Annotated in this window: 21 protein-coding genes; 5 read left to right on the forward strand and 16 right to left on the reverse strand. The window is 73.8% G+C overall.

Annotation, left to right across the window (positions count from 1 at the left end; all coding sequences use genetic code 11):
* Positions 1-5: 5 nt before the first annotated feature.
* Positions 6-1,052 carry a lipoyl synthase gene (lipA, locus tag CO540_RS27650; protein WP_172967949.1) on the reverse strand — a complete coding sequence of 349 codons (1,047 nt, stop codon included), beginning with the start codon at positions 1,050-1,052 and terminating at the stop codon, positions 6-8.
* A 414-nt stretch (positions 1,053-1,466) separates the two neighbouring features.
* Here lipA and aspS point away from each other — a divergent pair, with 414 nt between their 5' ends.
* Positions 1,467-2,753 (forward strand): aspartate--tRNA(Asn) ligase, encoded by a 1,287-nt coding sequence (gene aspS / locus CO540_RS27655; RefSeq protein ID WP_099164202.1) that lies wholly within the window; start codon positions 1,467-1,469, stop codon positions 2,751-2,753.
* A gap of 54 nt (positions 2,754-2,807) precedes the next feature.
* Here the strand turns inward: aspS and CO540_RS27660 are convergent, their stop codons facing one another.
* The 4 genes from CO540_RS27660 to CO540_RS27675 form a co-directional block, all read right to left on the reverse strand.
* Positions 2,808-4,037 (reverse strand): RNA polymerase sigma factor, encoded by a 1,230-nt coding sequence (locus CO540_RS27660; RefSeq protein WP_099164203.1) that lies wholly within the window; start codon positions 4,035-4,037, stop codon positions 2,808-2,810.
* 1 nt (position 4,038) lies between these two features.
* Positions 4,039-4,380 carry a YciI family protein gene (locus CO540_RS27665; protein ID WP_099164204.1) on the reverse strand — a complete coding sequence of 114 codons (342 nt, stop codon included), beginning with the start codon at positions 4,378-4,380 and terminating at the stop codon, positions 4,039-4,041.
* A gap of 98 nt (positions 4,381-4,478) precedes the next feature.
* On the reverse strand, positions 4,479-5,120 hold the full coding sequence (lipB, locus tag CO540_RS27670) for a lipoyl(octanoyl) transferase LipB (RefSeq protein WP_099164205.1): 642 nt from the start codon (positions 5,118-5,120) through the stop codon (positions 4,479-4,481).
* 52 nt (positions 5,121-5,172) lie between these two features.
* On the reverse strand, positions 5,173-6,990 hold the full coding sequence (locus tag CO540_RS27675; protein WP_172967950.1) for a DUF2079 domain-containing protein: 1,818 nt from the start codon (positions 6,988-6,990) through the stop codon (positions 5,173-5,175).
* Between the two features lie 146 nt (positions 6,991-7,136).
* On the opposite strand from CO540_RS27675, the gene CO540_RS27680 reads away from it, so the two are divergent.
* Complete coding sequence (locus tag CO540_RS27680) at positions 7,137-8,363, forward strand: PHB depolymerase family esterase (RefSeq protein WP_099164207.1); 1,227 nt, start codon at positions 7,137-7,139, stop codon at positions 8,361-8,363.
* Between the two features lie 27 nt (positions 8,364-8,390).
* Here the strand turns inward: CO540_RS27680 and CO540_RS27685 are convergent, their stop codons facing one another.
* The 7 genes from CO540_RS27685 to CO540_RS27715 form a co-directional block, all read right to left on the reverse strand.
* Complete coding sequence (locus CO540_RS27685; RefSeq protein ID WP_099164981.1) at positions 8,391-9,290, reverse strand: TIGR01777 family oxidoreductase; 900 nt, start codon at positions 9,288-9,290, stop codon at positions 8,391-8,393.
* A gap of 92 nt (positions 9,291-9,382) precedes the next feature.
* Positions 9,383-9,919, reverse strand: a complete 537-nt coding sequence (locus CO540_RS27690; RefSeq protein WP_253866229.1) for a DinB family protein — start codon at positions 9,917-9,919, stop codon at positions 9,383-9,385.
* Positions 9,916-10,926, reverse strand: coding sequence for an aldo/keto reductase (locus CO540_RS27695; protein ID WP_099164208.1), 1,011 nt, complete (start codon positions 10,924-10,926; stop codon positions 9,916-9,918). The genes CO540_RS27690 and CO540_RS27695 overlap by 4 nt, the downstream gene beginning before the upstream one ends.
* 4 nt (positions 10,927-10,930) lie before the next feature.
* Positions 10,931-11,884, reverse strand: a complete 954-nt coding sequence (locus CO540_RS27700) for an LLM class flavin-dependent oxidoreductase (RefSeq protein WP_099164209.1) — start codon at positions 11,882-11,884, stop codon at positions 10,931-10,933.
* Between the two features lie 78 nt (positions 11,885-11,962).
* Positions 11,963-12,841, reverse strand: coding sequence for an oxidoreductase (locus CO540_RS27705; RefSeq protein WP_099164210.1), 879 nt, complete (start codon positions 12,839-12,841; stop codon positions 11,963-11,965).
* An 81-nt stretch (positions 12,842-12,922) separates the two neighbouring features.
* A complete protein-coding gene (locus CO540_RS27710) occupies positions 12,923-14,257 on the reverse strand; it encodes a low temperature requirement protein A (protein WP_099164211.1) in 1,335 nt (444 codons plus the stop codon).
* Between the two features lie 60 nt (positions 14,258-14,317).
* Positions 14,318-14,884, reverse strand: a complete 567-nt coding sequence (locus tag CO540_RS27715; RefSeq protein ID WP_099164212.1) for a TetR/AcrR family transcriptional regulator — start codon at positions 14,882-14,884, stop codon at positions 14,318-14,320.
* Positions 14,885-15,031: 147 nt separating this feature from the next.
* Here CO540_RS27715 and CO540_RS27720 point away from each other — a divergent pair, with 147 nt between their 5' ends.
* Positions 15,032-15,976 carry an SDR family NAD(P)-dependent oxidoreductase gene (locus CO540_RS27720; RefSeq protein WP_099164213.1) on the forward strand — a complete coding sequence of 315 codons (945 nt, stop codon included), beginning with the start codon at positions 15,032-15,034 and terminating at the stop codon, positions 15,974-15,976.
* A gap of 58 nt (positions 15,977-16,034) precedes the next feature.
* Here the strand turns inward: CO540_RS27720 and sucB are convergent, their stop codons facing one another.
* Complete coding sequence (gene sucB / locus CO540_RS27725) at positions 16,035-17,894, reverse strand: 2-oxoglutarate dehydrogenase, E2 component, dihydrolipoamide succinyltransferase (protein ID WP_099164214.1); 1,860 nt, start codon at positions 17,892-17,894, stop codon at positions 16,035-16,037.
* Positions 17,895-17,960: 66 nt separating this feature from the next.
* Positions 17,961-19,352, reverse strand: coding sequence for a dihydrolipoyl dehydrogenase (lpdA, locus tag CO540_RS27730; protein WP_099164215.1), 1,392 nt, complete (start codon positions 19,350-19,352; stop codon positions 17,961-17,963).
* 177 nt (positions 19,353-19,529) lie between these two features.
* Here lpdA and CO540_RS27735 point away from each other — a divergent pair, with 177 nt between their 5' ends.
* Complete coding sequence (locus CO540_RS27735; protein WP_099164983.1) at positions 19,530-19,859, forward strand: hypothetical protein; 330 nt, start codon at positions 19,530-19,532, stop codon at positions 19,857-19,859.
* Positions 19,860-19,933: 74 nt separating this feature from the next.
* Here the strand turns inward: CO540_RS27735 and CO540_RS27740 are convergent, their stop codons facing one another.
* Positions 19,934-21,502 carry a leucyl aminopeptidase gene (locus CO540_RS27740; protein WP_099164216.1) on the reverse strand — a complete coding sequence of 523 codons (1,569 nt, stop codon included), beginning with the start codon at positions 21,500-21,502 and terminating at the stop codon, positions 19,934-19,936.
* Positions 21,503-21,667: 165 nt separating this feature from the next.
* Between CO540_RS27740 and gcvT the strand changes: the two genes are divergently transcribed.
* A complete protein-coding gene (gcvT, locus tag CO540_RS27745) occupies positions 21,668-22,792 on the forward strand; it encodes a glycine cleavage system aminomethyltransferase GcvT (RefSeq protein ID WP_172967951.1) in 1,125 nt (374 codons plus the stop codon).
* 10 nt (positions 22,793-22,802) lie between these two features.
* On the opposite strand, the gene CO540_RS27750 is transcribed toward gcvT, so the two are convergent.
* Positions 22,803-24,095 (reverse strand): DUF2314 domain-containing protein, encoded by a 1,293-nt coding sequence (locus CO540_RS27750; RefSeq protein WP_091573183.1) that lies wholly within the window; start codon positions 24,093-24,095, stop codon positions 22,803-22,805.
* Between the last annotated feature and the right edge of the window lie 13 nt (positions 24,096-24,108).

Raw genomic sequence — 24,108 nt, forward strand, 5'->3', positions numbered from 1 at the left:
GGCCGTCAGCGGGTGGCGACGACTTCCTGGCGGGCGGCGAGCGCCTGCTGGTAGAGCCGCCCGGCCCGGTACGACGAGCGGACCAACGGCCCGCTCATCACGCCGGCGAAGCCGATCTCCTCGGCCTCCTCGCGCAGCTCGACGAACTCCTCCGGCTTGACCCAGCGGGTGACCGGGTGGTGCCGGGGGGAGGGGCGCAGGTACTGCGTGATGGTGATCAGCTCGCAGCCGGCCTCGTGCAGGTCGCGCAGCGCCTGGGAGATCTCGGCGCGCTCCTCGCCCATGCCGAGGATGAGGTTGCTCTTGGTGACCAGGCCGTCGGCCCGGGCCTGCCGGATCACGTCGAGCGAGCGCTCGTAGCGGAACGCCGGGCGGATCCGCTTGAAGATGCGCGGCACCGTCTCGACGTTGTGCGCGAGCACCTCCGGGCGCGAGCCGAAGACCTCGGCGAGCTGCTCGGGAACCGCGTTGAAGTCGGGGATCAGCAGCTCGACGCCGCAGCCGGACTGGAGGGCATGGATCTGCCGGACCGTCTCGGCGTAGAGCCAGGCGCCGCCGTCGGGCAGGTCGTCACGGGCCACGCCGGTGATGGTCGCGTAGCGCAGGCCCATCGCGGCGACGGACTCGGCGACCCGGCGCGGCTCGTCGGCGTCGAACTCGGCCGGCTTGCCGGTGTCGATCTGGCAGAAGTCACAGCGCCGGGTGCACTGGTCGCCGCCGATGAGGAAGGTGGCCTCCCGGTCCTCCCAGCACTCGTAGATGTTGGGGCACCCGGCCTCCTGGCAGACCGTGTGCAGCCCTTCGCGCGAGACGAGCCCGCGCAGCTGGGTGTACTCCGGCCCCATCTTGGCCTTGACCTTGATCCACGGCGGTTTGCGCTCGATCGGCGTCTCGGCGTTGCGCGCTTCGATCCGCAGCAGGCGCCGCCCCTCCGGGGCGGCGGTCGCGGTGCGCGCTGGCTGCTCAGTCGTCGGCGCGTTTTGCTCGATCGTCACGAAATCGAGCCTACGCCGGTCGGCGGCGGTCGATGAACGTCGGGCGACGGCCGTCACCCCGGAAACGTTGTGACACCGGACACGAGCGGTCAAAAAACCCCGTCACATTCCGGCGATCGTGGTGCTAGCGTGCCGGGCAGAGCTGCGACGGAGCCGAGTAGCGGACCGACCCGCCAGCCCAGAGAGCCGCCGGTTGCTGCGAGGCGGTCTGGCGCCGGCCCGCGAAGACCCTCCCGAGCTGCGGGAGGAACGGCCGCGTGTAAGGAAGGGCCCCTTCTTAACGTCTCCGGTAGAGGCGGGGCCCCCTTCTAACACCCGCGCCCAGTAGAACCCGCCCGGCTGGCCCCGGTGAAAAGGCGACGAACGAGGCTCCCGTTTCGGCGGGGGCGAAGGTGTGGTGGCACCGCGAGGTTCCCGCTCGCCCACGCCTCTCTGCGGATCGCGTTGCGAACGACCGAGGAGGTAGCCACCGTGCAACGCATCCTGTCCTCCCAGCTCACCCACCATGTCGGCGCGACCGTCCGGCTCGCCGGCTGGGTCCACCGCCGCCGGCTGCTCAAGTCGGTGGCGTTCCTGATCGTCCGGGACGCCGCCGGGCTCGCCCAGGTGGTGGTCGCCGCGCCCGACGTGCGTGCGCAGGTCGAGGCGCTGACCGAGGAGACCGTCGTCGAGGTGGTCGGCACCGTGGTCGCGAACCCCGCCGCGCCCGCCGGGGTCGAGGTCGTCGAGCCGACGGTACGTCCGCTCGGCCCGCCCGCCGTACCGCCCCCGTTCGACCTGTACCGGCCGGCGCTCACCGCGAGCCTGCCCACCCAGCTCGACCACGCGCCGACCGCGCTGCGCCACCCCACCCGGTCCGCCGCGCTGCGGATCTCGGCGGCGGCGGTGGCCGGTTTCCGGGCCACGCTCGACGCGCGACGGTTCGTCGAGGTGCACACGCCGAAGGTGGTCGGCTCGTCCACCGAGAGCGGCGCGAACGTGTTCGCGCTGGACTGGTTCGGCCGGCCCGCCTACCTGGCCCAGTCGCCGCAGTTCTACAAGCAGCTCATGGTGGGCGTCTTCGAGCGGGTGTACGAGGTGGGGCCGGTGTTCCGCGCCGAGCCGCACGACACGGTGCGCCACCTGGCGCAGTACACCTCGCTCGACGTCGAGCTGGGGTTCGTGACCGACCACCGGGACGTGATGGCGGTGCTGCGGGACACGGTGGCCGGGATGCTCGCGGCCGTGGCGGACCGGGCCGGCGCCGCGCTGGGCACGCTCGGCGTCACGGTGCCGCCGGTGCCCGCCGAGATCCCGGCGGTCCACTTCACCGATGCGCTGACGATCGCCGGCGCCCCGGCCGACGAACCCGACCTGGCTCCCGCCCACGAGCGGGCGCTGGGGGAGTGGGCCCACGCCGAGCACGGCAGCGACTTCCTCTTCGTCACCGGCTACCCGATGGCGAAGCGCCCCTTCTACACCCACCCGGACCCGGCCCGGCCGGCGTACTCCAACGGGTTCGACCTGCTGTTCCGCGGCGTCGAGCTGGTCACCGGCGGGCAGCGGCTGCACCGGCACGCCGACTACCTGGCCGCGTTGGCGGCCCGGGGGGAGCCGGTGGAGCCCTACGCCGGGTACGTGGACGCGTTCCGGCACGGGATGCCGCCGCACGGCGGCTTCGCGATCGGGCTGGAACGGTTCGTCGCCCGGCTCACCGGCGCGGCGAACGTTCGCGAGGTGACCGCCTTCCCGCGCGACCTGCACCGCCTGACGCCGTGACCGACCCGGCCGGCCCGGCGTCGTCGGGCCGGCCGGACCGGACGAGGGCACGCGTCAACCGGCCAACTCGGCCCGGCGGTGTCGAAGATGCGCGGCCTGGGGTTCGTTCAGCTCCAGCGTCAACGCTCGGTCGTAGGCGGCCACCGCCTCGACCCACCGACCCAGGCGCCGCAGCAGTTCGGCCCGGGCAGCGTGCCACCACGGATAGCCGGCCAGCCCGTCGATCGAGTCGACCAGGGCCAGCCCGGCCCCGGGGCCGTCCCGCTCGGCCACTGCCACAGCCCGATTGAGGCGGACCACCGGCGTGTCCCACAGCCGGAGCAGCACGTCGTACCAGGAGATCACGGCCTCCCACGGTGTCTGCGGCCAGCTCGGGGCGAGCGCGTGGCAGGCAGCGATGGCGGCCTGCACCGCGTACCGGTCGGGTCGGTGCGGGGCGCGACGCAGCGCCCGCCCGACCAGGGTGACCCCTTCGACGATCGCGTCCCGGTCCCAGGTCGACCGGTCCTGCTCGGCCAGCAGGAGCAGCCGCCCGTCCGGACCGCGTCGGGCGTGGCGGCGGGAGTCCTGCAGCAGGAGCAGCGCGAGCAGGCCCAGCACGGTGGGCTCGTCCGGCATCAACTCCGCGAGCAACCGGGCCAACCGGATCGCCTCGTCGGCCGTCGCGCCGCGCACGAGGTCGGCTCCGGCGCCGGCCGCGTACCCCTCGTTGAAGATCAGGTAGATGGTGGTGGCGACACCGGTGAGCCGGTCCGGCAACTGCTCCGCCTCCGGTACCCGGTAGGGGATCCGGGCCTGAGTGATCTTCTGCTTGGCGCGGGTGAGCCGCTTGGCCATCGTGTCCTCGGCGACCAGCAACGCGCGGGCCACCTCCGCGGTGGTCAACCCGCCGAGGGTACGCAGAGCCAGCGCCACCTGCGCGTCCAGCGACAGCGCCGGATGGCAGCAGGTGAACACCAGCCGCAGCAGGTCGTCGCGAACCGCTCCGGGTGGATCGGGGGGAACGTCGCGCAGGGCCATCGCCTCGGCCTCCTTCCCGGCCCGGTTGGCCTCCCGACGGATCAGGTCGATCGCGCGGCGGCGGGCCACCACGAGCAGCCAGGCCCGCGGGTTGTCCGGCACGCCGTCGCGCGGCCACACCTCCAGCGCGCGCACCACCGCGTCCTGGGTGGCGTCCTCGGCGAGGTCGACGCTGCCGGTGACGCGGATCAGCGTGGCCAGGATCCGCGCCCGCTCGTCGCGGACCACCCGGGCCACGGCCGCGTCACCGGGCAACGCCGCCATCTCAGAACTGGATGACCGGCCGGACCTCGACCGCCCCGGCCCACGCCGCCGGGATGGTGGCCGCGATCCGCACCGCCTCGTCCAGGTCGGCGCACTCCAGCAGGTAGAAGCCGGTCAGCGCCTCCTTGGTCTCGGCGTACGGGCCGTCGGTGGTGAGGATCTCGCCACCCTTGCCGGAGACCCGGACCGTGGTGGCGGTCGCGGTCGGGTACAGCGCGTTCCCGCCTCTGATCACCGCCGCGGCGGCCGCCCCGAACTCGTTGTACTCCCGCATCTCGGCGGCGTGTTCGGGCCGGGTCCAGTCGACGTCGGCGGCGTAGATCAGCGCGGCGTACAGGGGCATGGTCGCCTCCGGTGAACTCGGTGGCCGGCGTGTTCGCCGGCCTTCACCATAGGGACGATCGGCCTGCCGGCCGGCGGGACACACCACCGGCAGAATTCTCAGACCCGGGTCAGGGTGGGCAGGTGCCGCTCGACCACCGGGAGCACGTCGGCCACGGTGACCGGCCGGCCCAGCTCGGCGGTGAGCGAGGTGACCCCGGCGTCGCGGATGCCGCACGGCACGATCCGGTCGAAGAAGCCCAGGTCGCAGTCGCAGTTGACGGAGAAGCCGTGCAGCGTGACGCCGCGGGCCACCCGGATGCCGATGGCGGCCACCTTGCGGGCCGGGCCCCGGTCGTCCTCCGGCACCCACACGCCGCTGCGCCCCTCGACCCGGCCGGCGGTCAGCCCGAACTCGGCGCAGACGTCGATCAGCAACTGCTCGGTGCGTCGCACGTAGGCCACAACGTCGACCGGGTCGGGCAGCCGGACGATCGGGTAGCCGACCAGCTGCCCCGGACCGTGCCAGGTGATCTTGCCGCCGCGGTCCACGTCGACCACCGGGGTGCCGTCCACCGGCCGGTCCCACGGCTCGGTCCGCTTGCCGGCGGTGTAGACGCTGGGGTGCTCCAGCAGCAGCACGGTGTCGCCCTGCTCGCCGGCCACCACGGCGTCGTGCAGCCGGCGCTGCTCGTCCCAGGCGGCCTGGTAGTCGAGCAGGCCGGCGCGGACGGCGGTCAGCCCGGAAGTCGTCACGCTCACCCGTCCAGCCTAGTCCCGCCGGCCGGGACCCCGACCCGTGACGCTCGTCGCGTCACGCCGCCGGCACCCGCCACACCCAGACGTCCTCGACCCGCTCGGGCGGGCCCAGCAGGGCGGTGGCGGTGCGGCGCAGCGCCTCCTCGTCGACGTCGTACTTGGCGCCGTGCACCCGGTCGGCCAGCACGACCGCCCGCACGCCCCAGTAGCGCAGGTCGGCCCGCGACTGCTGGATGCTGCCCTCGGTGATGATCGGCACCAGGCCGGTCCGGCCGGCCTGGTCCATCAGCGTGTCGAAGGTGCGCGGCACCGGGCCGATCCGGCCCCGGTCGTCCGGGCCGCCCGGGCCGAGGAAGAAGCCCGCCGGGATGCGGAACTCACCCTGCCGGTGGGCCAGGGCGTGCGCCTGCCAGCGCTGGCCGTCGGGGTAGACGTCGACGGTGAGCGGCAGCGGCGTGAGCACCCCGTCGGGCGGGACGTAGCGCGTCCAGGCGCCGGTGGTGATGAACGCCGGGACCGGTTCGCGCACGCTGGTGAGCAGCGGGGTGGGCAGCAACGGCAGCAGCGCGACGGCGAACCCGACCGTCCAGGCCGCGCCGCCGGGCCGGCGCCGGGGCGGCCGGGCCCGCAGGCTGTCGACCGCGTACGCCAGCAGCAGGCCGATCACCGGCGCGACGACCAGCGCCAACCGCGACGGCAGCGCGGCGTTGACCACCGGCAGGTTGTCCAGCACCCCGAACGGCAGCAGCTGGTCGGTGCGCCGGCCGTTCCACTTGGCCGTCGGCCCCCAGGAGAGCACGGCGAAGACCACCGCGGTCACGCCGAGCGCGGCCAGGGTGGCCCGGAACGCCCGGTCGGCGCGCCGCCAGAGCAGGGCGAAGCAGGCGACCGCGACCAGCAGCAGCGGGACGCCGAAGAAGGAGTTCTCCTCGGTCGGGTTGGGCGCCAGCGAGGTGCCCCACCCGGCCCAGCCGGCCAGCGAGCGGCGCGGGTACGACCCGTAGGCGGCGATGTCCTCGGAGTGGACCAGCGGGTCGAAGCCGGTGCCGTGGAACCGTTGCGGCCCGGCGAAGTGCAGCCAGAGCGGGTACGCCAGCAGCGCCCCGGCCACCAGCGCGGTCACGCCGAGCCCGGCCGCCATCCGCGGCAGCGCGGCGCGCGCCTCGGCCCGGCGCGCCGGGGCCAGCGCCCAGACCAGCAGGAACACGCCGAGCGCCAGGGCGGTGAAGAACAGCCCCTCGGCGGCGATCGAGAAGGCGACCGCCACCAGCAGCCCCAGCACGATCCCCCCGGTGACCGCGCGCCCCGGCCGGCGCAGCCGGAACACGCCCCAGACCAGCAGCGGCACCAGCCAGCCCGCGGTCCAGTTCAGGTGCGCGTTGGCGTGCGACACCATGGCCGGGCAGTAGGCGATGAACAGCGCGCCCACCCCGGCGGCCAGCCGGCTGCCGACGAGGTGCCGGCTGAGCAGCCAGTACCAGGCCACCGCGGTGGCGGCCAGGTTGAGCGTGAGGATCACCAGGAACGTCGTGGGTGGCCCGATCAGGTACGTCAGCGGCGCGAAGACCGCCGCGTACACGGTGATCGAGGTGTTGACCGCGAGGTTCACGCCGTCCGGGACGTTGATCAGGTGGGTGAAGAGCGGGTTCTCGCCGTGGGTCAACGCGTGTCCGCCGAACGCCAGCAGCCACTCGAACAGCGCCTGGTCGCTGGAGTTGACGGTGATCGTGCGGCTGTTCGGGTCCCGCCACATGCCGCTGGTGACCCAGAGCGCCAGGGCCACCGCGGCCAGCGTCACCAGCAGGTCGGCGCGCCGGTCGCGAGCGGCGGTGCCCGGCGACGGGCCGGTGACCGGGGACGGGGAGAACGGCACGCAGCGGACGTTACCAATCGGACCTGGGCACACCGCCCGGACGGTGAATGTGTGACCGGCAACCATTCCTGTCGATGAAACACGGACGTAACGTCGCGGCAACTCGGAGGGTGACTCAGTTCACATTCCACGATCGGGAGGTCCCCGTGTCCCGCTCCTCATCCCTCATCACCCGCCTCGCCGGGGCGGCGGCCGGGGTCGTGCTGGCCGCGGCCGCCGTCCTGGTCTCCGCCCTGCCCGCGCAGGCCGCCTCGCTGACCCAGGTCAGCGGGTTCGGCTCCAACCCCGGCAACCTGGCCATGTACGCCTACCGGCCGGACGGCCTGCCGGCCAACGCGCCGGCCGTGGTGCTGCTGCACGGCTGCACCCAGAACGCCTCGACGTACTTCACCAACTCCGGCTGGCAGAAGTACGCCGACCAGTGGAAGTTCGCGCTGATCGTGCCGCAGCAGCCGTCCGGCAACAACGCCAACTCCTGCTTCAACTGGTTCGAGACCGGAGACACCGCCCGAGGCCAGGGCGAGGCCCTGTCGATCAAGCAGATGGTCGACTACGCGAAGACGAACTACGGCACCGACGCCGGCCGGGTCTTCGTCAGCGGCCTGTCCGCCGGCGGCGCGATGAGCTCCGTCATGCTCGCCACCTACCCCGACGTGTTCGCCGCCGGCTCGGTGATCGCCGGCATCCCGTACCGCTGCGCCACCAGCACGACCAGCGCCTTCAGCTGCATGAACCCGGGCGTGGACAAGACCCCCGCGCAGTGGGGCGACCTGGTCCGCAACGCCTACTCCGGCTACTCCGGCAAGCGGCCCCGGGTGGCGGTCTGGCACGGCACCAGCGACTACACGGTCAACGTGGCGAACGCGACCGAGTCGCGCGACCAGTGGACCAACGTGCTGGGCGTGTCCCAGACCCCGACCAGCACCTCGTCGCTGCCGGGCGGCACCAGCCTGGAGGTCTACGGCAACGACCAGGTGCGCGTCTACCGCGTCTCCGGCATGGGCCACGGCACCCCGGTCGACCCGGGCTCGGCGGCCGACCAGTGCGGCACCGCCGGGGCGTACTTCCTGGACACCATCTGCTCGACCTACCGGGACGCGCTCTTCTTCGGCCTGGGCGGCGGCACCACGCCGAGCCCGACCCCGACGGCGACCGCCTCGCCCACCCCGACCTCGTCGCCCTCGCCGACGCCCACCACGTCGCCGGTCTGCGTCACCGCCAGCAACTACGCGCACGTCGTGGCCGGCCGGGCCTACCAGTCCGGCGGGTACGCCTACGCGCTCGGCAGCGGCCAGCGGATGGGCCTCTACAACACCTTCTACACCACCGCGCTGAAGCAGACCGGCCCCAGCTACTGGGTCATCGGCTGCTGAGCACCCGCACCGCGTCGCCCTCGCCGGTCACTCGGTGAGGGCGGCGTGCAGCGCGCCCGCCAGCTCCGGGTGGGTCCAGGTGAAACCGGCCCTGCCGAGCACCCCCGGCAGCACCCGGGTGCTGGTGAGCGCCTCGTGCGCGAAGCCGCCCAGCGCCACCTTCAGCGCCAGCGCCGGGATCGGCATGATCGCCGGCCGGTGCAGCTGACGGGCCAGCTCCCGGGTGAACTCGGCGTTGGTGACCGGCGCCGGGCCCACCACGTTGACCGGGCCGGCCACGTCGTCGCGGGCCAGCAGGAACACCGCGGCGTCCAGCCAGTCCCGCATCGAGATCCACGGCAGCCACTGCCGGCCGCTGCCCAGCTTGCCGCCGACACCCAGCCGGAACGGCAGCAGCTGCGGCTTGAGCAGACCGCCGTCGCGGTGCAGCGGCAGCCCGGTACGCAGGCGCACCACCCGTACCCCGGCATCCTCGGCCGGTCGGGTCGCGGCCTCCCAGACCCGGCAGACGTCGGCCAGGAACCCCTCGCCGGCCGGCGCGTCCTCCTCGACGGTCCGGTCGCCGGTGTTGCCGTACCAGCCGACGGCGGAGGAGTTCAGCAGGGCCGCCGGCCGGTCCGTCGCGGGCAGCCCGGCGATCGTGATGGCCAGTGTGGTGGTGCTGTCCACCCGGCTGGTCCGGATCAGCTTCTTGTAGTCGTCGTTCCAGCGCTTGTCACCCACCCCGGCGCCGGCCAGGTTGACCACCGCGTCGGCGTCGGCGACCAGCTGCGGGTCGAGCTGCGCGGCGGACGGATTCCACTGCCGCTCGTCGGGGGTGCGCGGCGCGCGGCGGACCAGGCGGATGACCTGGTGGCCGTCCGCGGCGAGCCGGTCGACCAGTCGGGTACCGAGGAAGCCGGAGACGCCGGCCATGAGGATCCGCATGCTCATATCTTCGAGTACGGAGCGCGATCCGGATGCGTTGAGCGAAATCACTCACTCGTCACGCCCCCGTGTTGCGGAGTCGTCTCACTCACTCACTCGCCCGTGCGGCCGTCGACGGCCTCGCGCAGGATGTCGGCCTGACCCAGGTGCCGGGCGTACTCGTCGATCATGTGCAGGAGCACCCAGCGCAGCGAGCGTTCGGCCCCGGCCCCCGGCGTGCGCCCGACCGCGTCGAGGGGGAGGGCGGCGGCGATCCGGCGGGAGGTCGCCACCTGTTCCCGCCAGATCGCGAAGCTGCCCGGGCCGGTGGCCTCGGCGACGTCGTGGAACGGCGCGTCGAAGTCGTCGGTCAGGTCGAACAGGTCGCCGGGCCAGGGCGCGTCCGCGACCACGCCCTGGAAGTACCAGCGTTCGACGGTCGCGAGATGCCGGACCAGGCCGAGCAGGGACAGGCCGGTGGACGGCACCGGACGTGACCGCAACTGCTCGTCGGACAGGTCGGCGCACTTGCGGACCAGGGCGTCGCGCTGGAAGTCGAGGAACGTGTCGAGCAGCGTGCGCTCGTCCGCGCCGGGCGGCAGCGCGAAGCGGCGGTCGGACCCGGCGTCTCCGGGCGTCACGGCGCTCACGCCGCCGCCGTAGCCGTGCGCAGGTCGGCCAGGAGGCGCTCCACCTCGGCGTACGCCGTCTCCGGCAGCGGCCCGTACGCCAGCGCGCCGATGTTCTCCTCGGCCTGGCCCACCGTCCGGCAGCCGGGGATGGGCAGCGTGCGCGCGCTGCGGGCGAGCAGCCAGCCCAGCGCGCCCTGGGCGAGCGTGCGGCCGTCGGCGGTGAGCGCCTCGCGGACCCGGGCCACCCGCTCGGCCCACTCGGCGCGCGGCACACCCTCGCTGAACCAGTCCAGCCACTCGGGAGCCGACCCGCGTACGTCGTCGCCGCCCCGGGCGGCCGGGGTGCCCTGGTACTTCGCGGTGAGCAGGCCCATCGCCAGTGGGCCCCGGTTGAGGCTGGCCAGGTCGAACTCCTCGCAGACCGCGAGCATCGCGGCGTTGTCCCGCAGCACCGACTGGTCGTGCTGGATCGCCGCGCAGCGCGGCCCGGCCGCCGCGAACGCCCGCGCCGACTCCGGGTCGTCGGTGCTCCAGCCGTACGCCCGGATCTTCCCCTCGTCGACCAGCGCCTCCAGGGTGTCGACCAGGTCCAGCGCGCGGGGCACCGGCAGGCCGTTGAGGTGGAGCTGGTAGAGGTCCACGTGGTCGGTGCCGAGGCGGCGCAGCGACCCCTCCAGGCTGCGCCGCGCGTGTGCCGGGCCGGCGTCCTCGCCGGTGGCCTGCCGGGTCGCCTCGTCGGTGAGGTAGCCGAACTTCGTGGCGATCACCGCCCGGTCCCGGCGACCGGCGAGCGCCCGGCCGAGCACCCGTTCACTGTGCCCGGCGCCGTAGTTGCAGGAGGTGTCGAAGAGGTTCGCGCCGAGGTCCAGGGCCCGGTGGACGGTGCGGACCGACTCGTCGTCGTCCACCTCGCCCCAGCCCAGCGGCTGGGCGCCGGCCCAGAGCGGGCCGCCGATCGCCCAGCAGCCCATGCCGATGGCGCTGACCTCGATGTCGCTGCGTCCGAGTCGTCGTGTCGTCGTCATGGCCTCAGTGTCCTATCTCGAGTGCGCTCGAAGTCGACCCGTTTCCGGCCAGCCGGGGCAGGAGCGGCGCGAGCGCGGCGACGGCGTCGGCGCGTACCACGAAACGGGTGACGCCCCAGCGGCGCTCGTGCGCGGCGACGGCCGCGGCGATCTCGTCGGCGGTGCCGGCCAGCACGAACGGGGTGGCCAGCACCTCCGCCGGGGTGAGGCCGGTCTCGGCGGCCGTCTCCGCGGCGACCGACTCGGCGTCGTCGGTCACGGCGAACCGCTGGACCAGCGCCTCCAGGACCGGCGGCGCGTCCCGGCCGGCCGCGCCCGCCGCCACGTGGGCGAGCTGCGCCTCGATCTGGTCGGCCCGCCAGCGGGCCTCGTGCTGGTGGCCGTCGGCGAGGGTGCGGCCGAAGCCGGTCAGGCCGACCACGTCGGCGTGCGCGCCGGCCCAGCGCAGCAACGTCGAGTTGGCCGTGCCCACGGTGAGCGGGATCCGGTCCTGGACCGGCCGGGGCGCGTCCAGGCGGGCGGCGTGCGCGGTCAGGTCCGGCGTGTCGACGGTGACCTCGTCGCCGGCCAGCAGCGCCCGCACCGCCTCGGCCACCGCGACGCACCGGCGGACCCGGCCGGCGACGTCGGGGCGTTCGCGCCCGACCGCCCGCCACTCGGCCGGGGTGTGGCCGGCGCCGAGGCCGAGCCCGGCCCGACCGCCGGAGACCACGTCCAGGGTGGCCACGTCGGCGGCGAGCAGGACCGGCTCCCGGACGCCGGCGTTGGAGACGTACGAGCGCAGGCGCAGCGTGCCGGTCACCGTCGCCGCGGCGGCGAGCGCCACGAACGGGGACGGGCCGGAGCCGGGATGGTCGGCCGCGGAGAGCGCGTCGAAACCGGCGGCCTCGACGGTGCGGGCCAGCTCCGCCCAACTCGCCGCGTCGGTGGGCCGGGCCTGTACGGAGAAGATCGCCATCGGCCCAGTCTCCGGCCGCGCCCCTCGCCGCACCCACCCCTTCTGCCGAGGGCCGAAGGGGTGGGTCTGCCCGCCGCCTCAGACCGCGTCGAGGCGGGCCAGGTCGGCGGGGGAGAGGCGCAGGGCGCCGGCGGCGATGTTCTGCTCCAGGTGTGCCGGGTTGCCGGTGCCGGGGATCGCGAGCACGTTCGGGCCGCGTCCCAACGTCCAGGCCAGCCGGATCTGGGCCGGGCTGACGCCGTGCTCGCGGGCCACGGCGACGACCTCCGGGTGCTCCTCGCCGGTGGCGCCGGCCTCCCGCCCGCTGGTGACGATGGAGAAGAACGGCACGAACGCGGTGCCGTGCGCGGCGCAGTCCCGGATCAGCTCGTCGTGGCTGCGGCGGTAGCCGAGGCCGTACGAGTTCTGCACGCAGACCACCGGCGCGACCGTCCGCGCCTCGGCGACCTGGTGCGGGCGCACCGCCGAGACGCCGAGGTGCCGGATCAGCCCGGCGTCGACCAGCTCGGCGAGCGCGCCGTAGTGCTCGGCCAGCGGCTCCGGGCCGTGCACCCGCAGGTTGACCACGTCGAGGTGGTCCCGCCCGAGCTGGCGGAGGTTCTCCTCGACCTGGCCGCGCAACTGGTCCGGCCGGGCCGCCGGCAGCCACCCGCCGGACGGGTCCCGGCCCGGCCCGACCTTGGTCACGATGACCAGGTCCTCCGGGTACGGCCACAGCGCCCGGTTGATCAGCTCGTTGGCGGAGCGCAGCGGGGAGAAGTAGAACGCCGCCGTGTCGATGTGGTTGACGCCCAGCTCGACCGCGCGGCGCAGCACGGCGACGGCCCGGTCCCGGTCGCTCGGGCTGCCGTCGGCGTTCGCGGTCAGCCGCATCGCGCCGAGGCCCATCCGGTTGACGGTCAGGTCGCCGAGCTGCCAGGTGCCGGCCGCGCCGGCGTGGACGGTGTCGGTGGTCATGCGGTCCCCGTTCTCTCCTGGCCCGGTGGTGGGCCGAGTGGTTCCACGGAGGCCACCGCCGATCGGTTCACCGCAGCGCGCTCACTCGCCCTCGTCGCGGTCGTCGGGCTGCTCGTGCCAGCGGGCCCGCCACGCCGCCTCGTGCGCCTCGTGGCTGGCCCGTTCCTCGAAGACCAGCTTCCGCAGCGCCCGCCGGCCCTCGTCGAAGACGACCACCTCGGCGGCCACCATACCGACCGTGATCGCGGTCAGCAGGCCCAGCGCGGCCAGGCCCGGCACCCGCTCGGCCAGCGGGATCGACGCGCCGAGCAGGAGGACGGCCGCGACCCGGGTCCAGCTCAGCGTGCGCAGCGTCCGCGCCTGGAACAGCATGTTGCCGCAGAGGAAGCAGATCACGCCGCCGAACAGCAGCGGCACGCCCGCGCCGTGCGCCCGCTCGGTCGGTGGCACGTTCGGGTCGGCGATTCCGTGCACGATCATCTCCGCGCCGAGCGCGAACAGGATGATGCCCGCGATCATCGGCAGGAACAGGTACGCGTACGCGTCCCGGGCCATCGCCACCCGGGGTCCGTCCTCGGCGGCGTGCAGGGCGATCCGGGCGGCCGGCCCGACCATGTCGTAGTGCGCCCACCAGAGCGCGGCGGTGAAGAAGATGCCGAGCACCGCCGCCGCGACGGCCGGCCAGGTGGGCGGCTGCCCGAGCAGGTTGCTGCCCACGCCGACCGAGATGACCGACTCGCCCAGCGCGATGATCAGGATGAGGTCGTACCGCTCGGTCCAGTGCTCGGCCGAGGCGACGCCCCAGCCCCAGGTGCCGGCGATCAGACCGGTGCCGTACTGGAGCAGCACCACCGTCGCCCACAGCCCGTCCCGCACCACCGCGGCCGAGGTGAGACCGTCGACCTTCGGCGGCACCAGCGCGGCGACCAGCAGCAGCGCGGTGCTGCCGATCACCTCCGGGGCGAACCGGACCAGTTGCCGGCGCTCGTTCGGGCTGTCCCGCACGACGTGCAGGTAGAGCAGCAGGTGCACCAGCCGCAGCACGGTGTAGCTCAGCGCCGCGACGATCGGTCCGGCCGCGTTGCCGCGCGGGTCGCGGAACGCGTTCGGCAGTGACAGCGCGAACGTGAACAGCGCGGCCATGCCGACGGTCATGAGCACCGGGACGAAGCCCTCGCCGAGCCGTACCCGGGTGGCCACCACGCTGTGCACCACCCACGACCACCAGAGCACGGCCAGGACCAGCAGCGCGTGCAGCAGTGCGCCGCCGGTCACCTGGAGGGCGGTGGCCCGGGTGATGATGAAGAACGAGAAGACGAAGACCAGGTCGAAGAAGATCTCGAACCGGTCCACCCGGGCCCCCGGGGCCACCGGCACGGCCGGCCCGAGGCGCCCCCGCCACCCGTACCCGCTCACCGGCCGAGTCTGTCAGCGCCCCGGCGGCGGCGGGCCGGAACGACGCGGACCGGGTCCCGGTCAGCCCTGCCGGTGACGCAGCCCGTCCATCAGCAGGTCGAGCAGGCGGCCGGCCTGGTCGCGCTGGTCGGGCTCACCCGCCACCAGGGAGACGCCGCTCAGGCTCGCGAGCACGTCGGTGGCGGCCACGTCGGCGCGCACGGTGCCCTCGGCCGCGCCGGCCGCCAGCAGGTCGCCCAGCGCGGCGAGCAGCCGGTCCCGGCTGTGCGCGTACGGGTTGGCGCCGGAGGCGATGGCGAGCCGCAGCGCGTCGGCCATGCCCCGCTTGGTGGCGAGGTAGTCGACGAACCGGTCCATCCACGCGCGCAGCGCCGCCTCGGCGGGCCGGTCCGCCAGCAGTTCCGGCCCGGCGTCGCAGAGCTTGGCCAGCTCACTGCGGTAGGCCGCCTCGATCAACGCCTCCCGGGTCGGGAAGTGGCGGTAGAGGGTGCCGATGCCGACCCCGGCCTCCTTGGCCACCCGATCCAGCGTTACCTCGGCGCCTGCCCGGGAAAACGCCTGGACCGCGGCGTCCAGCAGTCGCTGCCGGTTGCGCAGCGCGTCGGCGCGCAGCGGTCGGTCGGGCACGGCTCCTCCTCGGCTCGACCGGGCGGGCACCCGGCCGGACTGGCAACCGGAGGATCCTCCGGTTAGTCTCGGTGTTAACGGAGGGTCCTCCGCTTCTCATCGTAGCGGGCGGACGTCGATCCGCCCCGCCCTCGACAAGGATGGATCATGACCACCAGCACTCCCGTCACCACCCCGTTCTCCCGCGAGACCACCGCCCTGGAGGTGGTCCGCGACCTCGACCTGACCGGCCGGCGCGCCGTCGTCACCGGCGGCGCCTCCGGGATCGGCGTCGAGACCGCCCGCGCGCTCGCCTCCGCCGGGGCGGACGTCACCCTCGCGGTCCGCAACCCGGACGCCGGGCAGCGCGCCGCCGCCGACATCACCGGCACCACCGGTAACGACCGGATCCTGGTCGCCCCGCTCGATCTCGCCGACCTCGACTCGGTGGCGGCCTTCGTCCGCACCTGGGACGGCCCGCTGCACATGCTGGTCAACAACGCCGGCATCATGGCCTCGCCCGAGATGCGCACCGAGCAGGGCTGGGAGATGCAGTTCGCGACCAACCACCTCGGGCACTTCGCCCTGGCCACCGGGCTGCACCCCGCGCTCGCCGCGGCCGGGGGCGCGCGGGTCGTCTCGGTCAGCTCGGCGGCCCACCTGCGCTCGCCCGTGGTGTTCGACGACATCCACTTCCGGCAGCGGCCGTACGACCCGTGGGCGGCGTACGGGCAGTCCAAGACCGCGAACGTGCTCTTCGCGGTCGAGGCCAGCCGGCGCTGGGCCGACGACGGGATCGTCGTCGACGCGCTGATGCCGGGAGCGATCCGGACCAACCTCCAGCGCTACATCAGCGATGAGGAACTGGACCGGATGCGCGCGCAGAGCGGCGGGGGAGCGGCGTACTGGAAGACGCCCGAGCAGGGGGCGGCCACCTCGGTGCTGGTCGCGGCCTCGCCGCTGGTCGCCGGCGCCGGTGGCCGGTACTTCGAGGACTGTCAGGAGGCCGGCGTGAACCAGCCGGGCACGCGCACCGGCTACGCCCCGTACGCCCGGGACCCGGAGTCCGCCGAGCGGCTCTGGACGGTCTCCGAGGAGCACCTGCGCGGCTGACAGGTGAAACGCCGGAGGGGCGCGCGGCAGTCGCCGCGCGCCCCTCCGCTGTCGAACGTCAGAGACCCAGCTCGGCCTCGAAGTTGCCGGCCTCCAGCCGCTCCTTGACCGAGGTCAGGAAGCGGGCGGCGTCGGCGCCGTCGATCAGGCGGTGGTCGTACGACATGGCCAGGTAGACCATCGACCGCACCGCGATGACCTCGCCCAGCTCCGGGTCGTTGACCACGACCGGACGCTTCACCACGGCACCCGTGCCGAGCATCGCCGACTGCGGCGACGGCACGATCGGGGTGTCGAAGAGGGCGCCCCGGCTGCCGGTGTTGGTCAGCGTGAACGTCGCGCCGGCCATCTCGTCCGGAGTGATCTTGTTGGCCCGGGTGCGCTCGGCCAGGTCGGCGATCCGCTTGGCGATGCCGCCCATGTTGAGGTCACCGGCGTTGTGGATGACCGGCACGAGCAGGCCGCGCTCGGTGTCCACCGCGATGCCCAGGTGCTCGGCGGCCGGGTAGGTGATCGTGCCGCCCTCCAGGTCCATGCTGGCCTGGATGATCGGGTGGGTCTGCAGCGCCTCGATCGCGGCCAGGGCGAAGAACGGCAGGAAGGACAGCTTCACGCCGTGCTTGGCCTGGAACGAGTCCTTGGCCCGGGCCCGCAGCTTGGCGACCTTGGTGACGTCGACCTCGACGACCGTGGTCAGCTGCGCCGTCTCGTGCAGCGACTGCTGCATCCGCTTGGCGATGGTGGCCCGGATCCGCGGCAGCTTCTCCGTGGTGCCCCGCTTGGCGCTCGGCTCCGGCTTGGCGGCCGGCTGGGCCGGCGCCTTCGCGGCGGCGGGCTCGGCGGCGGCCGGCGCGGCCGTGGCGGCCTTCGCCTTCTCGGCCGCCTCCAGCACGTCCTGCTTGCGGATCCGGCCACCCACGCCGGTGCCGTTGACCGAGCCCAGGTCGACGCCGTGCTCGGCGGCGAGCTTGCGGACCAGCGGCGTCACGTAGCCGGCGGCCTCCTCGCCGCCGCCCTGGGCCGGGGCGGTCGGGCGCTGCGGGGTGGCGGTCGGCGCGGCCGGCTGGGCGGCCTGCTCGGCCTTGGCCGGCTGCGCGGCCGTCTCCGCCTCGGCGGACGGCTCGTTGTAGGACAGACCCGGGGTCGGCTCCTCGACCTTCGGCTCCGGCTTCGGCTCGGCCTTGGGCTCCGGCTTCGGCTCGGGCTTCGCCTCCGCCTTGGGCTCGGGCTTCGGCTCCGCCTTCGGCTGGGCCGGCGCGGCGCCGGCCGCCCCGACGATCGCCAGCACGGCGCCGACGTCGGCGGTCTCGTCCTCGGCGACCTTGATCTCCTGCAGCGTGCCGGCGACCGGCGACGGGATCTCGGTGTCGACCTTGTCGGTGGAGACCTCCAGCAGCGGCTCGTCCACCTCGACGGTCTCGCCGACCTGCTTGAGCCAGCGGGTGACCGTACCCTCGGTGACGCTCTCACCCAGGGCCGGCATGGTCACCGGGGTGCCCTCGCCCGACGACGCGGCGGGCTGGGCCGGCTCCTCGACGGCCGGCTGCTCGGCCTCGGCGCCCGGCTCGGCGGCGGCCTGCTCGGCCTGCTGCTCCGGCTCCGGGCCGGTGCCCTCGGCGGCGGCCGTCGGCTCGGTGGCCGGCTCGGCCTTCTCGGTGGGAGCCGCGCCCGCGTCCTCGCCCTCACCGGCGATGACGGCCAGCTCGCTGCCGACCTCGGCGGTCTCGTCCTCGCCGACCACGATCCGGCTCAGCACGCCCGCCGCGGGCGACGGGATCTCGGTGTCGACCTTGTCGGTCGACACCTCCAGCAGGGGCTCGTCGACCTCGACGGTGTCACCCTCCTGCTTGAGCCAGCGCGTGACGGTGCCCTCGGTGACGCTCTCGCCGAGCCGGGGCATGGTGACCGATACCGGCATGTTCTCCAGACTCCTTCATTCCCCTGGTGGGATCATCGCCCGTCGCCGGACGCCGCGGTTGTCGTGTCAGGCGTGCGCGTGCAGCGGCTTGCCGGCCAGGGCCAGGTGCGCCTCGCCCAGGGCCTCGTTCTGGGTCGGGTGGGCGTGCACGAGCTGCGCCACCTCGGCCGGGTAGGCCTCCCAGTTGTAGATGAGCTGGGCCTCGCCGATCAGCTCACCCACCCGGGCGCCGACCATGTGCACGCCGACCACCGGGCCGTCGTCCACCCGGACCAGCTTCACGTGGCCGGCGGTCTTGAGGATCTGGCTCTTGCCGTTGCCGCCCAGGTTGTAGTTGTAGGTCTTGACCTTGTCGGCGCCGTACTGCTCCTTGGCCTTCGCCTCGGTCAGCCCGACCGACGCCAGCTCCGGGTCGCAGTAGGTGACGCGCGGGATGCCGGCCTCGTCGATCACGGCCGGGGTCTTCCCGGCGATCTCCTCGGCGACGAAGATGCCCTGCTGGAAGCCGCGGTGCGCGAGCTGGAGGCCGGGCACGATGTCGCCGACCGCGTAGACGTTCGGCACGCTGGTGCGCAACCGCTCGTCGGTCAGCACGTAGCCGCGGTCCATCTTGACGCCCTGCTCCTCGTAGCCGAGGTTGGCGGTGTTCGGGCCGCGGCCCACGGCGACCAGCAGCAGCTCGGCCTCGACCGTGTCGCCACCGGAGATCGTCAGCTTGACGCCGTTGTCGGTCTTCTCGACCTTCTCGAACGGCTTGCCGACCTTGAAGTTGATCTTCCGCTTGCGGAACGCCCGCTCCAGCGCCTTCGACGACTCCTCGTCCTCGGCGGCGACCAGGCGGGGCAGCGCCTCGACGATGGTCACGTCCACGCCGAAGGACTTCCAGACGCTGGCGAACTCGACGCCGATCACGCCGCCGCCGAGCACGATCGCCGACGCCGGGACGCGGTCCAGGGTCAGCGCGTGGTCGCTGGTGATGATCCGCTCGCCGTCGACCTCCAGGCCGGGCAGGCTCTTCGCGTACGAGCCGGAGGCCAGCACGATGTTGCGGCCGGTGTAGCGCTTGCCGTCGACCTCGACGACGTTCTTGCCGACCAGCTTGCCGTGGCCCTCGACGATGGTGATCGCCTTGTTGCTCTTGAGCATGCCCTGAAGGCCCTTGTACAGCCGGGAGATCACGCCGTCCTTGTACGAGTTGACCGCCGCCATGTCGATGCCCACCAGCTCGGCCTTCACGCCGAACTGCTCGGACTCGCGGGTCTGGTCGGCGATCTCGGCGGCGTGCAGCAGCGCCTTGGTCGGGATGCACCCGTTGTGCAGGCAGGTCCCGCCGAGCTTGCCCTTCTCGATCAGCGCGACCGTCAGGCCGAGCTGGACGGCGCGCAGGGCGGTCGCGTAGCCGCCGCTACCACCTCCGAGGATGACGATGTCGAAGGTCGTGTCGTTCGGCTCGCTCACATCCAACTCCCAGGTCGCGTCACTGCATCGGGGGTTACGGCGGAGTAACAGGCACACCCCACCTCGGTCATCTTGTCACCACCACGGACCGAGCGCGTACCGAGGTGCCCAACGACACGTCGGCGACACGTACCCTTGGCATCGTCTTCGATGACGTCCGGGGGAGGAGTGGGTCCGGTGGCGCTGTTCCGACGACGCAAGCGGGTGGCCGCGGTGAGCCGCGACCGGGCCGCCGACCGCGCCGATCTGGACCACCTTGAGAACTTCGTCCGCACCCGCCGGGGCGTCGAGGCGTTCCTGGAACCGCGGACGACGGTCACCGAGACCACCGTGATGCTGATCGCCGACGACGGCGAGTGGACCCGTCGGCGGGTCGGCAGCCCGGACGAGGCCCGGCGGTGGGCCCACAAGATCGCCATCCCGATCTACGACGTGCGGCTGATGGGCTACCCGCAGCGGATGCGCGACTACAACGAGCGCCGCAAGCGCCGGCCCGAGCTGTACTGAGCTACCTGAGCCCAGGTGTTAAGAAGGGCCCCTTCTACAACGCCAGGCGTTAAGAAGGGGCCCTTCCTTGCACGTCAGCCGTTGGCGGCGACGTCGTCCACCAGGTGGAGCAGGGTGCGCACCGGCACGCCGGTGCCGCCCTTGGTCCAGTAGCCGGTCGCCTCGCCCGAGTGGTAGCCCGGCCCGGCGATGTCGATGTGCGCCCAGGCCACGTCGTCGGTGACGAACTCGCGCAGGAACACGCCGCCCTGCAGCATGTGCCCGGCCCGGTCCATCCCGGCGTTGACCTGCGAGATGTCCGCGACGTCGGACTCCATGCCCTTGCGCACGTCGTCCGGCAGCGGCATCGGCCAGGCCGGCTCGCCGGTCGCGTCACCGGCCACCCGGACCCGCTCGCACAGCTCCGGGGTGCCCATCACGCCGGCGATCCGCTTGCCCAGCGCGACCACCTGGCCGCCGGTCAGCGTCGACGTCTCGAACAGGTAGTCGGCGCCGTCCTCGCACGCCCGGGCGATGGCGTCGGCCAGCACCATCCGGCCCTCGGCGTCGGTGTTGAGCACCTCCACCTTCTTGCCGTTGTACATGCTGATCACGTCGCCCGGCCGGTAGCTGGTGCCCGACGGCATGTTCTCGGCCATCGGCAGGTAACCGGTGACCGTCACCGACGGCTTGAGCGCCGCGACCGCCAGCATGGCCGCGCCGACCGCCGCCGCGCCGGCCATGTCCGACTTCATCTCCCACATGCCCTGCGCCGGCTTGATCGAGATGCCGCCGGTGTCGAACGTGATGCCCTTGCCGACGAGCGCGACCCGCTTGCCGTTGCCGCCACCCGCGGGGGTGTAGGTGAGCTTCACCAGCCGCGGCGGGGCCTCCGAGCCCTGGCCGACCGCGAGGATGCCGCCGTAGCCGCCGGCGGCCAGCGCCGCCTCGTCCAGCACCTCGACCTCCAGCCCCGCCTCGCGGGCGGCGGCGGAGACGACGTCGGCGAACGCCGGGGGACGCAGCTCGTTCGGCGCGGTGTTCACCCAGTCCCGGCTGGTCCGCACCGCGCCGGCCACCGCCTGCGCGCGGGTGACCTCGGCCTGGGCGGTCGCGTCGGCCGCGTCCGGCACCGCGACCAGCACCTCGGCCACCGGCTCCCGCCGGGTCGGCTGCGGCTTGGTCTTGTAGCCGGCGAACCGGTAGCCGCCGAGCAGCGCGCCCTCGGCGACCGCGCGCAGCGCGGCCGGCGCGTCGGCGTCGTCGGGCAGCGGCAGGGCGAGCGCGACGCGCGCGGCGCCGGCCAGCGCCCGGACCGCGGCGCCGGCGGCGCGGCGCAGCGACTCGGGCCCGGGGGCGGCGCCGGAGGGCTCCGGGCCGAGCCCGACGGCGGCGACCACCGGTGCGGTCACCGTGCCCAGCGTGGCCAGCTTGATCACCTCGCCGGGGCCACCGGTCGCGCCGAGCAGGGCCAGCGTCTCGGTCAGCTTGCCGTCGAACGCGGCGGCGATGCTCTCCGCGCCGCTGGCCAGCAGCAGGGCGTGGGCGGGTGCGCCGCTGCCCGGCTCGGTGGTCTGGCTGTGCACGCCGATCACGATCGCGTCGACGGCGAGTTCGGCGGGGTCGGTGTCGACCAGGCTGAGGGTGGTGCGGGGCGATGTCACGAAAGCTACTCCGGGCGGGCCGGGCCGGCCGCGTCGTCGCGTACCGGCGGTGAAGGTCTCTCCGGCGGCAACCTACCCGTCGGAGGCGTGGCTGTCCCGCCGATGGACGTCGACGGGATCCCGCCGATGCTAACCAGCCCGGTCCGGGCCGGTAAGTTGCCACCCATGACCGAGGTGACCTCCGACGCCGCCGAGACCCGGCTGCGCCGCTCCCCGCTGCACGAGCGACACACCGCGCTCGGCGCGAAGTTCGCCCCCTTCGGGGGCTGGCAGATGCCGCTGGAGTACGCCGGCGGCGGCGTGCTCAAGGAGCACACGGCGGTGCGGACCGCTGTGGGCGTGTTCGACGTCTCGCACCTGGGCAAGGTCCGGGTCACCGGGCCGGGCGCCGCCGACTTCGTCAACGCCTGCCTGACCAACGACCTCGGCCGGATCGCGCCCGGAAAGGCGCAGTACACGCTCTGCTGCGACGACGCCACCGGCGGCGTGGTGGACGACATCATCGCCTACCTGCACGCCGACGACCACGTCTTCCTGGTGCCGAACGCGGCCAACACCGCCGAGGTGGCCCGCCGGTTGCGCGCCGCCGCGCCGGACGGCGTGACCGTCACCGACGAGCACGAGGCGTACGCCGTGCTCGCGGTCCAGGGCCCGCGGTCGGCGGAGCTGCTCGACGGGCTCGGCCTGCCCACCGGGCACGAGTACATGAGCTTCTCCACCGCCACGCTGGCCGGCGTGGAGCTGACCGTCTGCCGCACCGGCTACACCGGCGAGCTGGGCTACGAGCTGGTCGTGCCCGCCGAGCACGCGGTCGCGGTCTGGGACGCGCTGCTCGCCGCCGCCGACGACGTGCGCGCCTGCGGCCTGGCCGCCCGGGACACGCTGCGCACCGAGATGGGCTACCCGCTGCACGGGCAGGACCTCTCCCCGGAGATCACCCCGGTGCAGGGCCGTTCCGGCTGGGCGGTGGGCTGGGACAAGCCGGCCTTCTGGGGCCGGGACGCGCTGCGCGCCGAGAAGGCCGCCGGTCCGGCCCGTACGCTGCGCGGCCTCGCCGCCGTCGACCGGGCCATCCCGCGTCCCGGCATGGCCGTGTACGCCGGCGACACGCAGGTCGGCGTCGTCACCAGCGGCACGTTCAGCCCGACGCTCAAGCACGGCGTCGCACTGGCGCTGGTCGCCACGGACCCGAAGCTGCCCGACGGCGAGGAGCTGGAGGTCGACATCCGCGGCCGGCGGGCCCGGATGCGCCTGACGAAGCCCCCGTTCGTCCAGCCGTCCGTCCGCTGAACCGCGCGGGTCAGTCCTCGGCGAGGCGCTCGCCGGCGTCGAGGACGGCCTGCGTCCAGCCGCCCTCCAGCACGCCGGTGCCGTCCAGCACGGCCCAGTCGACCACGTCCGACGCCTCCACCACCACCGGCGAGCCGATCCGCACGCCGGGGTCGGTGTTGGCGTCGCTGGCGCTGGCGCCGACGATCCGCTCCGGGACCTCCCAGGAGGTCACCCCGGCCCAGACGTACTCGGGGCCCTCGTCACCGGGCAGGCCGTACTTGACCACGAGCTGGCTCTCGTCGGGCAGCCGGCCGGCCAGGAACCGGGCCCGGATGTCGCCGAGCGAGGCGCGGGCGGTGGCCACCGCCCGGCTCATCGCGTCGCCGGTGCGGGTGTAGCGGACGTCCGGCTGGATGCCGTTGAACAGCGTCGCGCAGGCGGCGGCGAAGTAGCGCCCGGGCGGGCCCGGGTGCCCGGGCGGCGGGTTGAGGCTCAGGAACGAGTCGGCGTCCGGGTCGGTGGCCGGATCCAGCTCCAACCGCAGCAGCACCGGCGCCGTCGCGCCGTGCTGCTCCGGATTGCCGTACGCGACCGCGATGTCGTGCCCGGTCACCGTGGCCAGCACCGGCAGCTGCACGAACGCCGGCACCTCCTCGCCGGCCAGCCCGTCGGTCCAGTCCCGCAGCAGCCGCCGGGCCGCCCCGGTCATCACCGCGCCCCAGGCCCGGGTGAGGTGGTCCGGCACGCCCTGGGCCTGCAACTCCAGCAGCCCGAACCGGCGCAGCCCCTTGGTGGTGAACCAGAGCCCGTCGGCGTCCGAGGAGTAGGGCACCAGCACCCAGTCGACCAGCCGGATCCGGCCGTGCTCGTCGGGCAGCGAGCGCAGCGCGGCCGCCGGGTCGAGGAACTGGAGCCCGAAGACGTCCACCACGTCCCCGCCGACCGTTTCGGCGACCGCCGCGGCCACCGCCCGGGCCGCCCACTCGTGCGCCGGCGGCCAGCCCGGCCGGTACTCGGCCTGCACCACCACCAGGTGGGTGGCGGCGGCCAGCCGGGCCAACTGCTCGTCGGTGGCGCCGAACGCGCTGAGCAGGTCCGGCGGCAGCTCCGGGAACTCGTCGACGGTGCGCGTGTCCACGCTCATCAGAGGGCTGTCCAGCATCTGCTTCGCCAGCCCGTGCACCGGCTCGGCGAGCCGGCCGGCCAGACCCTCCACCGCGGTCTTCGGGCTGACCCGGGGCAGCCCGGCGATCGGCACCAGATAGGTCGCGTCGAGCGACTCGGGCACCGGTACGGGCAGGAAGTCGTCCGTGATGAGCATGTCGTCCCCCTCG

This window comes from Micromonospora sp. WMMA2032, assembly GCF_002688545.1.
GTDB classification, from domain to species: domain Bacteria; phylum Actinomycetota; class Actinomycetes; order Mycobacteriales; family Micromonosporaceae; genus Micromonospora; species Micromonospora sediminicola.